This is a genomic window from Streptomyces taklimakanensis (assembly GCF_009709575.1).
In the GTDB taxonomy this organism is placed as follows: Bacteria; Actinomycetota; Actinomycetes; order Streptomycetales; family Streptomycetaceae; genus Streptomyces; species Streptomyces taklimakanensis.
The window spans coordinates 3463099-3475969 of the sequence record NZ_WIXO01000001.1 but is presented as its reverse complement, the minus strand read 5'-3'; the positions used below and the strand labels follow the sequence as shown (position 1 = coordinate 3475969).

The following is a 12871-nucleotide window of genomic DNA, read 5'->3' as shown; positions in this document are numbered from 1 at the left end:
CCCGCGTCTCGTCGTCTCCCCGGCCTCCGCCGCCCCGCACGCGGCTCACGCCCCGCACGGTCCGGCCGGTCCGCGCGGACCGTCAGGCCCTGGGCGCCACCTTCGTCAGGGCGTTGATGACGCGGTCCATCGCGTCGCCGCCGGTCGGTTCCGTCAGATTGGCCATCAGCTTCAACGTGAAGCGCATCAGCAGCGGGTGCGTCAGACCGCGCTCGGCCGCCAGCTTCATGATCTTCGGGTTGCCGATCAGCTTCACGAAGGCGCGGCCCATCGTGTAGTAGCCGCCGTAGGTGTCCTTGAGGATCCTGGGGTATCGGCGCAGCACCAACTCCCGCCGGTCCGGGGTCTGCCGGGCGTGCGCCTGGACGATGACGTCGGCCGCGAGCTGCCCGGACTCCATCGCGTACGCGATGCCCTCGCCGTTGAACGGGTTGACCATGCCGCCCGCGTCGCCGACCAGCAGCAGCCCCCGCGTGTAGTGCGGCTGCCGGTTGAACGCCATCGGCAGCGCCGCGCCACGGATCGGACCCGTCATGTTCTCGGGCGTGTAGCCCCACTCCTCGGGCATCGAGGCGCACCACGCCTTGAGGACCTCCCGCCAGTCCAGCTCCTTGAAGGACGACGAGGTGTTGAGCACGCCCAGACCGACGTTGGAGGTGCCGTCGCCCATGCCGAAGACCCAGCCGTAGCCCGGCAGCAGCCTGTCCTCCGCGCCGCGCCGGTCCCACAGCTCCAGCCAGGACTCCAGGTAGTCGTCGTCGTGGCGCGGCGAGGTGAAGTAGGTGCGCACGGCCACACCCATCGGACGGTCGTCGCGCCGGTGCAGGCCCATCGCCACCGACAGCCGCGTGGAGTTGCCGTCGGCCGCGACGACCAGCGGCGCGTGGAAGGTGACGGGCCTCTTCTCGTCCCCCAGCCTCGCCTCCACACCCGTGATCCGGCCGGTGCGCCCGTCGACGATCGGCGCCCCGACGTTGCACCGCTCGTACAGGTGGGCCCCGGCCTTCTCGGCCTGCCGGGCGAGCTGCTCGTCGAAGTCGTCGCGCCGGCGCACCAGTCCGTAGTCCGGGAAGCTCGCCAGCTCCGGCCAGTCGAGCTGGAGCCGCACTCCACCGCCGATGATCCGCAGGCCCTTGTTGCGCAGCCAGCCCGCCTCCTCGGAGACGTCGATGCCCATGGCGACGAGCTGCTTGACCGCGCGCGGCGTCAGCCCGTCCCCGCAGACCTTCTCCCTGGGGAAGGCCGTCTTCTCCAGCAGCAGCACGTCGAGTCCGGAGCGCGCCAGGTGGTAGGCCGCGGTGGAACCGGCCGGTCCGGCCCCGACCACGATCACGTCGGCGCTGTGTTCGGAGACCGCCTTCGCGGAGGATTTCGAGGGGGATTTCGAGGAGGACTCGGCCACGACGGACTCCCGCGGGTCTCGGTGTTCAACGTGCCGGTCGCACCGGGCACTGGACGGGTGCAGTCTATGTGGGGCCCCTGGGCCCGCCGGGAAAGGGCTGCGCCCGCGACCTCTCCTCCGCTTCCCCCCTCGCACCGCCGGCCCGTCCCACGCGGCCGTCCCGCACGGCCGTCCTACGCGGCGTACCCCCGGTGCAGGGCGACGATCCCGCCCGTCAGGTTCCGCCAGGCCACCCTCGTCCAGCCCGCCTCCTGGAGCCGACGGGCCAGGGCGGGCTGGTCGGGCCAGGCGCGGATGGAGTCGGCGAGGTAGACGTAGGCGTCCGGGTTGCTGGACACGGCGGTCGCCACCCGCGGCAGGGCCCGCATCAGGTACTCGGTGTAGACGGTGCGCAGCGGCGCCCGGGTGGGGTGGCTGAACTCGCAGATCACCACGCGTCCACCGGGCTTGGTCACCCGCAGCATCTCGCGCAGCGCGGCGTCGGGGTCGTGGACGTTCCGCAGGCCGAAGGAGATGGTGACGGCGTCGAACACGTCCTCCGCGAAGGGCAGTCGCGTGGCGTCCCCGGCCGTGAACGGCATCCACGGCTCCCGCTTCTTCCCCTCCCGCAGCATCCCCTGGGAGAAGTCGCACGGCACGGTGAACGCCCCGGCGAGGGCGAACGGCACCGACGAGGTCCCCGTCCCGGCGGCCAGGTCCAGCACCCGCTCCCCCGGCCGCGCGTCCACGGCGCGGGCGACCGCCCGTCGCCACAACCGCGTCTGCCCCAGGGACAGCACGTCGTTGGTGAGGTCGTACCGGGCCGCCACCTTGTCGAACATCGCGGCGACTTCGTCGGGGTGCTTGTCCAGGGATGCGCGCGTCACACGGCCATTCTGGCAGCACGGCCGCCGGATCCCCGAAGCGCCCCGGCGCGGGGTCCGGCCCGTCCCGACCCGGTCGTCCACGACGGGCGGGTGGTGGCGTGAGCGGTGTCCGCTTCGCCTTCCGCGCCCGCGAGACGGCGGCCGGTGCGGCCGGTGCGGCCGGTGGCCGTACCGGCCGGGGGGCTCAGGCGGTGCGGTGGAGCAGGCGACCGGCGAGGACCGTGGCCAGGCAGCGGTCGTCACCCTCGTCGTGGACGGCGAAGTCCGCGCGGGCGCCGGGCGCCAGGGCGGACGGGCGGGGCGCCGTCAGGACGGCCAGGCCCGAGCGTCGGACGGCCGTACGGACGGCGGGGTGGGTGAAGGGCCCCACGACGGACGTGACCCCCTCGCGCAGCAGGCGTTGGAGGCCGCGGCGGGCACTGGCGCCCCACCGGGCGTCGTCCATCTCCAGGGCGGCCAGGGCCTCGCCCGTCAGCGGCTCGGTGCTCGGGATGCCGGGGAGGCCCGTCTCGCGCGGGTCGGGGTGGTAGGCGGCCTCCAGCCACGCCGCCGCGTCGGCCGCGCAGCGGCCGGGGCCGAGGACGCCGGACCAGCGGCGGATGCGTGCCTCCGGGTACGCCGCGTCCAACTCCCCCAGGGGGTCGATCGCCGCGATCCGGTCGCCCTCGACGGCCACCGCGTACCCCGCGAGCGGCTCGCCATCCCCGGTGGCGCGGACGGCGAGTGGGACGTGGAGCGTCAGCATGGCCGCCGGCCGGGTCAGTTGGCGTCGACGAGCTTGAGTTCCGGGTGGGCGGTGCCGCCCTCGATGGCCGTGGAGGACAGGTGGGAGACCACCTTGTCGTCCACCGGGTCCATCGCCGGGTCGTCGTGGACGACCAGGTGCTCGTACGTCGTCGAGCGCTGTGCCGGGACGCGACCGGCCTTGCGGATCAGGTCGATCAGCTCCATGCGGTTGGAGCGGTGCTTCGCTCCGGCCGAGGAGACGACGTTCTCCTCCAGCATCACCGAGCCCAGGTCGTCGGCGCCGTAGTGGAGGGAGAGCTGGCCGACCTCCTTGCCCGTCGTCAGCCACGAGCCCTGGATGTGGGCGACGTTGTCCAGGAAGAGCCGGGCGACGGCCAGGATCCGCAGGTACTCGAAGAGCGTCGCCTGGGTGCGGCCCTTCAGGTGGTTGTTCTCCGGCTGGTAGGTGTACGGGATGAAGGCGCGGAACCCGCCGGTGCGGTCCTGCACGTCGCGGATCATCCGCAGGTGCTCGATGCGCTCGGCGTTGGTCTCGCCGGTGCCCATCAGCATGGTGGAGGTGGACTCCACGCCCAGCCGGTGGGCGGCCTCCATGATCTCCAGCCAGCGTTCACCGGACTCCTTCAGCGGCGCGATCGCCCTGCGCGGGCGCTCCGGCAGCAGTTCGGCCCCGGCCCCGGCGAAGGAGTCCAGACCGGCGTCGCGGACGCGGGTGATGGCCTCCTCCACCGTCACGCCCGAGATCCGGGCCATGTGTTCGATCTCGGACGCCCCCAGCGAGTGGATCACCAGTTCGGGGAAGCGCTCCTTGATCGCCGCGAAGTGCTCCTCGTAGTACTCGACGCCGAAGTCGGGGTGGTGGCCGCCCTGGAACATGATCTGGGTGCCGCCGAGGGCGACCGTCTCCTCGCAGCGGCGCAGGATGTCGTCCAGGTCGCGCGTCCACCCCTTGGCGGTGTCCTTGGGCGCCGCGTAGAAGGCGCAGAACCTGCAGGCGGTCACGCAGACGTTGGTGTAGTTGATGTTCCGCTCGATGATGTACGTGGCGATGTGCTCGGTGCCCGCGTAACGGCGGCGACGCGCCGCGTCGGCGGCCCGTCCCAGTGCGTGCAGCGGGGCGTGCCGGTAGAGCTCCAACGCCTCCTCCGCGCTGATCCGCCCGCCTCCGGCGGCGCGGTCGAGTACGGACGTCAGGTCGGCGTTCTCGGTCACCGGGAGGTCCTCTCAGGTCGGTCCGGCGCGTCCTGGCACAGCGCCCGATCCAGCGTACGCCAGGGGTTCGACGGCGATCCGGCCGGTCGGAACGGTGCGGACGGGGGCCGTCCTCGTCGGGTGCCGACGAGCGCCTCGGGCACCGCGCCGACGCTCCCCGGGCCGTCGGCCTCAGCCCAGGAGGTCGACGCGCACGTCGGCCGGGAACCCGGTGGTGGGTCCGGTGCGGCGGGCGAACTCGGCGATGCCGCCGAGCTGTTCGGCGCCCAACCGGAAGTCCAGCGTGGTGAAGTAGCGTTCCAGCAGTTCCGCGTCGAACGCCTCCCAGCGGGCCGCCTGCTCGGCCACCTTGCCGACCTCCTCCAGGGAGAGGTCCCGGGAGGCGAGGAAGGCCCGGTGGACCTCGCGGACGGTGGCCGGCTCGCGCTCCAGGTAGTCGCGGCGGGCGGCGAAGACGGCGAAGACGAAGGGGAGGCCGGTCCACTCCTTCCACATCCGACCGAGGTCGTGGACGTGGAGCCCGAGCCGGGGGGCGTCGTGGAGGGAGGCGCGCAGGGCGGCGTCGCCGATCAGCACGGCGGCCTGGGCCTCCTGCATCATCAGGCCGAGGTCGGGCGGGCAGGTGTAGTAGTCGGGGGCCAGGCCGTACCGCTCGGTGAGGAGCAGCTGGGCCAGGCGCACCGAGGTGCGGGAGGTGGAGCCCAGGGCGACGCGCTCGCCGTCCAGCGCCTCCAGCGGCACCTTGGAGACGATGACGCAGGACATCACCGGGCCGTCGCAGCCCACCGCGATGTCGGGCAGCGCGACCAGCCGGTCGGCGTTGCGGAGGAATTCCACCAGGGTGATCGGGCCGATGTCGAGTTTCCCGTCCACCAACAGTTCGCTCAGTTTTTCCGGGGTGTCCTTGGTGAGCTCCAGGTCGAGCAGAGTGCCGGTGCGGGCCAGGCCCCAGTAGAGGGGCAGACAGTTGAGGAACTGGATGTGCCCGACGCGGGGCCGCCTCCGGAGGGGGTCGGCGACGGGCTGGTCTGCGGCAGATGTTTCCACTCGGCGAGGCTATCCCCGCGGGTGGGCCCCGGTTCCTCCGGGGGCCGGCCGGGACCCGGTCCGGCCCCGGTCCGGCCCTGGTCGGGGCCTTGTCGGGCTCCGGTCGGGGCCTCGCCGGGAGGTCGCCGAGGGGGTCGTTCGGGGGCCTCACCCGAACGGCCGCGACATTTTCCGATCGGTCTTCCGCTCCGGAGGGCACCGTGCTAAGCTCGAAGCAAGTTGCAGTTTGGTTTCCCTTGCAGTACAGAGCCTGCGGAGCATGTGACCGCGGGCTCTCGTCGTTTTCAGACTTCTTTACGGGGTTCTGGAGCAGGGCAACCCTTATAGGCCCAAGGAGGGCTTATGGCTACCGGAACCGTCAAGTGGTTCAACGCCGAAAAGGGCTTTGGTTTCATCGCCCAGGACGGCGGCGGTCCCGATGTGTTCGTTCACTACTCCGCGATCAATGCGAACGGTTTCCGTTCCCTGGAGGAGAACCAGGCGGTCACCTTCGACGTGACGCAGGGCCCGAAGGGCCCGCAGGCGGAGAACGTCACCGCGGCCTGAGTTGCCCCGGCTCGGCCAGAACCCTGGCCGTGTCGGCGCCCGTCACCGCCTCGCCGAGGCGGTAGGGCACCGGCAGACGACCGGATAAGCAGTACCCAAGGAGCCCCCGCCCAGGCGGGGGCTCCTGCCTTGTGTCCGGCCGGAACGGCTCCTCGTCCCCCTTGGGCCGGCGGCCCGTGCCGCGGCCCCACCCGGATGCCGAGCGATCCCCACCCGAACGCCGGAACGCCGACGGGCCCCGTCCGTCCCGGCCCCGTCGGGGGCGGGACGGACGGGGCCCGTCTCGTGGTGGAGGCCGGTGCGCGACCGGACGACCGGGTCAGGCGGTGACGGCGGCCGGTTCGCCCCGACCCCTGCTCCCGGTGCCGGCCCCGGTGTCCTCGGCCCCCTCGGGGCCGGGGCCGGAGTCGGCGTCCGCCTCGTCGATGTCGAAGCTCCTGGCGCTGTGGAAGGCCTCCAGGTCCAGGATCCGTTCCCGGGCGGCGACCAGGACCGGGACGACGGCCTGGCCGGTGACGTTGGTGGCGGTCCGCATCATGTCCAGGATCGGGTCGATCGCCAGCAGCAGACCCACGCCCTCCAGCGGCAGGCCGAGGGTGGAGAGGGTCAGCGTGGTCATCACCGTGGCGCCGGTCAGGCCCGCGGTGGCGGCCGAGCCGATGACCGAGACGAAGGCGATCAGCAGGTAGTCGCCGATACCCAGGGACACCCCGAAGATCTCCGCGACGAAGATCGCGGCGAGCGCCGGGTAGACCGCCGCGCAGCCGTCCATCTTGGTGGTGGCGCCGAACGGGACGGCGAAGCTCGCGTACTCCTTCGGCACGCCGAGCCGCTCGGTGACCTTCTGGGTCAGCGGCATGGTGCCCACCGAGGAACGGGAGACGAAGGCGAGCTGGATGGCGGGCCAGGCACCGCGGAAGAACTGCAGCGGGTTGACCCGGGCGGCGGTCGCCAGCAGCAGCGGGTAGACGCCGAACATCACCAGCAGGCAGCCGATGTAGACGTCGGCGGTGAAGGTGGCGTACTGCCCGATCAGGTCCCAGCCGTACTCGTTGATCGCGCGGCCGATCAGACCGAGGGTGCCCAGCGGGGCCAGCCGGATGACCCACCACAGGGCCTTCTGGAGCAGGGCCAGGGCGGACTCGGCGAAGGCCAGCAGCGGCTCGGCCTTCTCGCCGACGCGCAGCGCGGCGATGCCGGCGACGGCGGCCATGAAGACGATCTGCAGGACCTTCAGCTCGGTGAACGGCGTGATCACGTCCGTCGGGATGATCCCGGTCAGGAAGTCCAGCCAGGAACCGGAGCTCTCGGGCCGGGCGCCGTCCTTCGGGGACAGGCCGGTGCCCGCGCCGGGGTCGGTGAGCAGGCCGATGCCCAGGCCGATCGCGACGGCGATCAGCGAGGTGGCCATGAACCACAACAGGGTGCGGCCGGCCAGCCGGGCGGCGCCCGAGACGTTCCGCAGGTTGGTGATCGAGACGGCGATCGCGAAGAAGACCAGCGGTCCGACGGCCAGCTTCAGCAGTTGGACGAAGGTGCCGCCGATCCTGTCCAGGGCGGTGCCCAGCCAGGCGATGTCACCGCTGCGGGCGGCCCAGCCCAGCAGGACGCCGAGGACCAGGCCGAGAAGGATCTGGGCCCAGAACGGCACTCTGGGCAGGCGTATTCGGCGCCCCTGGGGGGTGTTCGGTTCGCCAGGGGCGCTGGGCGTGCTGGACGTGTTGGAGGACACGTTGGAGGACACGGACACACTCCGGTGATGCGTCGGGGGACGGAGTTCTCGTTGCTCCGGGCTTTCCCGGCTCGCGGCTCGGTTCGGAGAACTCGACGGTCCCGGAAAACTCGGGAAGGGGGAAGAGGGCGCCGGAGGAAGACCGTCCGGCCGCCGGCGGTCGCGCCGGATCAGCGGCGGCGACAGGCCGCCGACAGGCAGCGGCAGAGGTCGACGTGCAGCCGGGCCACGAGCATGGTGCTCCTGGCCTGGGATGGGGTGCGGGCTGCTGTCGTCACGGTCCTCACGCTAACACCGGGCTCACGGTGCTCCCCTCGGTCGGTCCCGGGGAGCGTCGTACGCCGACGCACAACGCCCCGCCGGGGAAGGGCATTCCCGGCGGGGCGTGCGGAGGGCGGGTGACGCGGATCACCCGCGGCGCTCGGGGCGCCGCGTCCTCAGGCGACCTCGTCCTCCTGGCTCCGGTTGGCGGCGAGCCGCTGCTTGGCGCGGCCCACGCGCTCGGCGATCTGCACGGACATCTCGTCGCGCTGCCTGCGCAGCAGCACGAGGCTGAGCGGCGCGGAGACGACCATGGCGAGCATCAGCAGCCACAGCGGGTTGGCCTTGCCGATGGCCTCGGGCAGGACGCCGACGTAGGCGAGCACCGCGACGACCACGAAGCAGGCGACGAAGATGCCCAGCCGCATGGCCGTGTAGCGGAGCGTGGCGTGCGGGGCCCGCCGCACCGGTGCGGCGTCGGCGCCCCCGGCCGGCGCGGCGGGGGTGGTCGGGGTGCTCGGCTGCGGTGCCGTGTCCGGCACGTCCTTCGGGGTGCCGGTCTCCGGAGTGCTGGTCACGGTGGTGGTCCTTTCGGCGCGGCCCGGTCAGCGGAGCCGGAGCCACATGGTGATGTCGTCCCGGAAGTCGCCGTCCCCGACCTTGATGGCGTCGGGGACCCGTCCGACCTCCTTGTAGCCGCACGACTCGTAGAAGTGCTCCAGCCCGAGCCCGCCGCGGCAGGTGAGCCGGATGCCCAGGACGCCGTCCAGGCCCGCGGCGGCGTCCGCCACGGCGGCCATCAGCGCCCGGCCCTCGCCCCGGCCCTGACGGGCGGGGTGCAGCATCACGGTGTACAGCCACACCCAGTGTCGCATCAGCCGGTGTGTGTTCAGTGTGAGGAAGGCGGTGCCGGCTGGCTCCCCGTGCTCGTCGTACGCCACCAGCAGCCGCGCCCGGCCCTCCGCCATCGCGACGAGGTGCCGGACGAGTTCGGGGCGGACGTCCTCGGCGGTGACGGGCGGCACGAAGGCGACGGCGCCGCCCGCGTTGGTCACGTCCGCCCACAGGGCGCATATCCCGTCGGTCAGCCGCCGGTCGACAGGGGGGTCGAGTACGTACCGCAGTGCCACCGTGTCGCCTTCCGTCCTTCCGCTCCGGCCGTCTCCCCGCGCTTCCGCGCTCAGATCCGCATCGGCTGCGGGGACTCGCGCCGCGCCGGGTCGGGCCCCTCGTACTCGCGGACGATCTCGTAGCGGGTGTTCCGCTCGATCGGACGGAAGCCGGCGTCGCGGATCAGCTCCAGCAGGTCCTCGCGGGTGAGCTTGTCGGGGGTGCCGTAGTTGTCCGCGTCATGAGTGATCTTGTACTCGACGACCGAGCCGTCCATGTCGTCCGCGCCGTGCTGGAGGGCGAGCTGGGCGGTCTGGACACCGTGCATCACCCAGAACACCTTCACGTGGGGCACGTTGTCGAACAGCAGCCGGGAGACCGCGAAGGTCTTCAGCGCCTCCGCTCCGGTGGCCATCGTGGTGCGGGACTGGAGGCGGTTGCGGATCTTGCCGTCCTTCATGTCCACGAAGTCGTGCTGGTAGCGCAGCGGGATGAAGACCTGGAAGCCGCCGGTCTCGTCCTGGAGCTCGCGCAGCCGCAGGACGTGGTCCACCCGGTGATGGGGCTCCTCGATGTGACCGTACAGCATGGTGCAGGGCGTCTTGAGGCCCTTTTCGTGCGCGAGGCGGTGGATGCGCGACCAGTCCTCCCAGTGGGTGCGGTGGTCGACGATGTGCTGCCGCACCTCCCAGTCGAAGATCTCCGCGCCGCCGCCGGTCAGCGACTCCAGCCCGGCGTCGATCAGCTCGTCGAGGATCTCCGACGCCGACATGCCCGAGATCGTCTCGAAGTGGTGGATCTCGGTGGCGGTGAACGCCTTCAGCGACACCTGCGGCAGCGCCTTCTTCAGCTCCCGCAGCGAGCGCGGGTAGTAGCGCCAGGGCAGGGTGGGGTGGAGGCCGTTGACGATGTGCAGCTCGGTGAGGTTCTCGCCCTCCATCGCCCTGGCCAGCCGCACGGCCTCCTCGATGCGCATGGTGTACGCGTCCTTCTCCCCCGGCTTGCGCTGGAAGGAGCAGTAGGCGCACGAGGCCGTGCACACGTTGGTCATGTTCAGGTGCCGGTTGACGTTGAAGTAGACGACGTCGCCGTTCTTCCGAGTGCGCATCTCGTGGGCGAGGCCGCCCAGCCAGGCCAGGTCGTCGGACTCGTACAGGGCGATGCCGTCCTCGCGGGTCAGCCGTTCGCCCGCGAGGACCTTCTCCTCCAGCTCACGCTTGAGCCCAGCGTCCATGCGTCGCCGCCTCCTTGTTCCTGTGTGCGGGGGTTGCGGGTCCTGCGGCCGTCCGTGGGGGGCGGCTCGACGAGCCTACGCCCGGCCGGGTCGGCCGGGTCAGCGGCCCTCGCCCTCGGGCTCGGGCAGCTCCCCGACGCGGTTCTCCCACTTGGTGGAGAGCACGATGGTGGTGCGGGTCCGGGAGACGCCCTTGGTGCCCGAGAGCCTGCGGATCATCCGCTCCAGACCGTCCACGTCGGTGGAGCGGACCTTGAGCATGAAGGAGTCGTCCCCGGCGATGAACCAGCAGTCCTCGATCTCGGGCAGGTCCCGCAGCCGTTCCACCACGTCCTCGTGGTCCACCGAGTCCGAGAGCTGGATGCCGACCAGCGCGGTCACGCCCAGCCCCAGGGAGGGCGCGTCCACCGTCGCCCGGTAGCCGGTGATCACCCCGGCGGCCTCCAGGCGGTTGATGCGGTCGGTCACGCTGGGGCCGGAGAGGCCGACGAGCCGGCCCAGTTCGGCGTACGAGGCCCTGCCGTTCTCGCGCAGCGCCTGGATGAGCTGCCTGTCCACCGCGTCCATGCGTCCTGGTGCCTTCCGTCTTCCGCGCCGTCTTCGCCGTCGTTGCCGGTGCCGCCGTCGTCGTCTTCCGATTGTTCCTGAATGAATCTAAGGCATCCGAGGGCGTAGCCCTATGACTGGCCTTGTGCGCCCCCCAGCTCGCCTTTCCATCGGCGGTAGAGAGTGTGGGGGACACCCATCGCGTCCAGGGCCCGGCCCGCCACGAAGTCCACCAGGTCCCGGATGTGGACCGCGCCCGCGTAGAACGCCGGGGAGGCGGGCAGCACCACGGCGCCGGCCGCGTCGAGGTCGACCAGGTGCCCGAGCGTCCGGCCGTTCAGCGGTGTCTCGCGGACGGCGACGACCAGCGGGCGGCGCTCCTTGAGGGTGACGCTCGCGGCGCGCTGGAGCAGGTCCTTGGACAGCCCCAGCGCGATCCCCGCGACGGAGGCGGTGGAGGCCGGGACGACGACCATGCCCCTGGCCGGGTACGAGCCGGACGAGGGCCCCGCGGCCAGGTCACCGGCCGACCAGTACCGCACAGTGCCGCCGGATCCCCCGCCGGACCCGCCGGACCCGCCGGACCCGCCGCCGACGTCGCCGGCGGGCGCGCCGAGGCCGGGGCCGAAGACGGCGACCGGGACGGCGTCCGTGTCCGCGCTCGGGGACCCGACCGTCACGCCGTACGCCTCGGCGTCGCCGTCCGCCCCGCGGGAGAGCCAGCGCCGCAGGTCGTCGCGCCAGTGGGCGTCACGGAAGGGGTGGCCGGTCTCGTCCAGCAACGTCAGCCGGGAGGCCCTGCTGACCACCAGGTCCACGTCCTCGCCCGCCGCCAACAGGGCGCGCAGCACCGAGGCGGCGTACGGCGTCCCGGACGCCCCGGACACACCGACGATCCACGGCCGTCGCACACTGTCTGCTACGGCGTCTCTCACGGCGTCTGCCACGGCGTCTGTCACGGCACCGAGCCTAACGGCCGTCGCGCCGCCCTCCCGCGCCGGCCGGTGGGCCCCAGGCCTTGGCCGGCGCCCGACCGGCCCTGGCCCCTTTCCGCCCCCGAGTAGTTGGATCGTCGCATGACCGTCACCCGCAAGAGCCTGGCCGCCGTCGGCTGTGCCCTCCTGCTCGCCGTCTCCGTCGCCTGCGGTGGCTCCGAGCGGGCCGACGTCGGAACCAGGGCCCGCCAGTCCGTCGACCGACTCGGGGAGTGGGAGGCGGTGTCGGTCACCGCACGCGTCGAGGCACCGGCCGGGCGGGTGCGCGACGTCCTCCGGCGCGGCCGCGAACGCGGCGCGCGGACCGTGCCCTCCCCCGACGACGCCCGACTGTTGGCCCGCACCGAGGTGGCGTTCGCGTTCGGCGCCGACCGACCGCTGCGGGAGGTCGACGGCGATCGGCTCGACACCGCCGCCGCGCTGAGCTTCGGCGGCCCGGACCTGGTCGGCTACAAGTCGATAGGCACCGACTTCTACGTCCGCGTCGACTGGACCGGGTTGGCCGCCGAGACCGGCGACCGCCACGGCACGGTGGCGCGGGCCGTCGAGCAGGCCGAGACGGCGGACGTCCTGCCGCCCTCCCTCGCGGCGGCCCGTGACCTGTTCCGGGGCCGGTGGGTGCAGATCGACCCCGAGGAGTTCGACCACTTCGCCCGCGCCGTGGGCGGCGCGTACGGCGAGCGCGCCCAGCGGCTGGCCAACAGCGTGGACCTGCTCCAGAGCGCCGAGGCCCAGCACCACCTGATCGGCTCGGTGCGCCGTGCCCTGGACGAGCACGCGACCTTCCGCGACGTCGGGCACGCCGACGGAGCCGAGCGCATCGACGTCCTCCTGCCCGCCCGCGCGCTGGCCGACGACCTCTCCGACGCGCTGGAGCCGCTGGCGGAACGCTTCGACGGCATCGGCTTCACCTGGCTGGAGGAGGCCCCGGACCGGGAGGTCACCGTCGAGCTGGAGCTGCGCGGCGGCACCCTGTCGGGAATGACGGTGGACCTCGGACAGTTCCTGGAGGAGGGGCCGGCCGAACCGGACCCACTGCCGCTGGTCCTGACCTTCGCCCCCGGCCAGGTCGTCCCGGTGAGGGCCCCCGGCGACGCGAAGTGGCTGGACCCGCAGGACGTGATGGCCGCCGTGCTCTACGGGGAACTGGGGTCCGCCGCCCCCTGACCGGGA

The 12871-nt window shown here is 72.4% G+C and carries 13 protein-coding genes; 2 read left to right on the top strand and 11 right to left on the bottom strand.

Translation table 11 applies throughout. The annotated features are described in order from the left end of the window. Positions 1-82: 82 nt before the first annotated feature. From F0L17_RS15410 to F0L17_RS15390, 5 genes are all read right to left on the bottom strand, one after another. On the bottom strand, positions 83-1402 hold the full coding sequence (locus F0L17_RS15410; protein ID WP_162466239.1) for a geranylgeranyl reductase family protein: 1320 nt from the start codon (positions 1400-1402) through the stop codon (positions 83-85). Between the two features lie 173 nt (positions 1403-1575). Next, positions 1576-2268, bottom strand: coding sequence for a demethylmenaquinone methyltransferase (locus tag F0L17_RS15405; protein WP_162466238.1), 693 nt, complete (start codon positions 2266-2268; stop codon positions 1576-1578). Between the two features lie 184 nt (positions 2269-2452). After that, complete coding sequence (locus tag F0L17_RS15400; protein ID WP_155071531.1) at positions 2453-3013, bottom strand: imidazolonepropionase-like domain-containing protein; 561 nt, start codon at positions 3011-3013, stop codon at positions 2453-2455. 14 nt (positions 3014-3027) lie between these two features. After that, positions 3028-4227: a cyclic dehypoxanthinyl futalosine synthase gene (gene mqnC, locus F0L17_RS15395; protein WP_162466237.1), complete on the bottom strand. Its 1200-nt coding sequence runs from the start codon at positions 4225-4227 to the stop codon at positions 3028-3030. A 171-nt stretch (positions 4228-4398) separates the two neighbouring features. Further along, the gene (locus tag F0L17_RS15390) at positions 4399-5274 is read right to left on the bottom strand and encodes an MqnA/MqnD/SBP family protein (RefSeq protein ID WP_162466236.1); all 876 of its coding nucleotides are present in this window, start codon (positions 5272-5274) and stop codon (positions 4399-4401) included. Positions 5275-5616: 342 nt separating this feature from the next. Here F0L17_RS15390 and F0L17_RS15385 point away from each other — a divergent pair, with 342 nt between their 5' ends. After that, the gene (locus tag F0L17_RS15385; protein WP_093660436.1) at positions 5617-5820 is read left to right on the top strand and encodes a cold-shock protein; all 204 of its coding nucleotides are present in this window, start codon (positions 5617-5619) and stop codon (positions 5818-5820) included. 319 nt (positions 5821-6139) lie between these two features. On the opposite strand, the gene F0L17_RS15380 is transcribed toward F0L17_RS15385, so the two are convergent. The 6 genes from F0L17_RS15380 to F0L17_RS15355 all read right to left on the bottom strand — a co-directional run bounded on the left by F0L17_RS15380 (position 6140) and on the right by F0L17_RS15355 (position 11590). Next, a complete protein-coding gene (locus F0L17_RS15380; protein WP_162466829.1) occupies positions 6140-7552 on the bottom strand; it encodes a dicarboxylate/amino acid:cation symporter in 1413 nt (470 codons plus the stop codon). Positions 7553-7989: 437 nt separating this feature from the next. Next, positions 7990-8280 carry a DUF4229 domain-containing protein gene (locus F0L17_RS15375; protein ID WP_338018262.1) on the bottom strand — a complete coding sequence of 97 codons (291 nt, stop codon included), beginning with the start codon at positions 8278-8280 and terminating at the stop codon, positions 7990-7992. Positions 8281-8418: 138 nt separating this feature from the next. Beyond that, the gene (locus F0L17_RS15370) at positions 8419-8943 is read right to left on the bottom strand and encodes a GNAT family N-acetyltransferase (RefSeq protein ID WP_162466235.1); all 525 of its coding nucleotides are present in this window, start codon (positions 8941-8943) and stop codon (positions 8419-8421) included. 50 nt (positions 8944-8993) lie between these two features. Further along, entirely contained in the window at positions 8994-10157 is a 1164-nt protein-coding gene (gene mqnE / locus F0L17_RS15365; protein WP_155071529.1) for an aminofutalosine synthase MqnE, read from the bottom strand. 99 nt (positions 10158-10256) lie between these two features. After that, positions 10257-10724 carry an Lrp/AsnC family transcriptional regulator gene (locus F0L17_RS15360; RefSeq protein ID WP_155071528.1) on the bottom strand — a complete coding sequence of 156 codons (468 nt, stop codon included), beginning with the start codon at positions 10722-10724 and terminating at the stop codon, positions 10257-10259. A 110-nt stretch (positions 10725-10834) separates the two neighbouring features. After that, positions 10835-11590 (bottom strand): UbiX family flavin prenyltransferase, encoded by a 756-nt coding sequence (locus tag F0L17_RS15355; protein ID WP_338018097.1) that lies wholly within the window; start codon positions 11588-11590, stop codon positions 10835-10837. Positions 11591-11779: 189 nt separating this feature from the next. On the opposite strand from F0L17_RS15355, the gene F0L17_RS15350 reads away from it, so the two are divergent. Further along, the gene (locus F0L17_RS15350; protein WP_155071527.1) at positions 11780-12865 is read left to right on the top strand and encodes a hypothetical protein; all 1086 of its coding nucleotides are present in this window, start codon (positions 11780-11782) and stop codon (positions 12863-12865) included. The last annotated feature ends 6 nt before the right edge of the window (positions 12866-12871 follow it).

Coding starts and splice junctions, on each gene's coding strand:
- F0L17_RS15400 (WP_155071531.1), bottom strand. CDS start 3,013: ATGCTGACGCTCCACGTCCCACTCGCCGTCCGCGCCACCGGGGATGGC.
- F0L17_RS15385 (WP_093660436.1), top strand. CDS start 5,617: ATGGCTACCGGAACCGTCAAGTGGTTCAACGCCGAAAAGGGCTTTGGT.
- mqnE (WP_155071529.1), bottom strand. CDS start 10,157: ATGGACGCTGGGCTCAAGCGTGAGCTGGAGGAGAAGGTCCTCGCGGGC.
- F0L17_RS15360 (WP_155071528.1), bottom strand. CDS start 10,724: ATGGACGCGGTGGACAGGCAGCTCATCCAGGCGCTGCGCGAGAACGGC.
- F0L17_RS15350 (WP_155071527.1), top strand. CDS start 11,780: ATGACCGTCACCCGCAAGAGCCTGGCCGCCGTCGGCTGTGCCCTCCTG.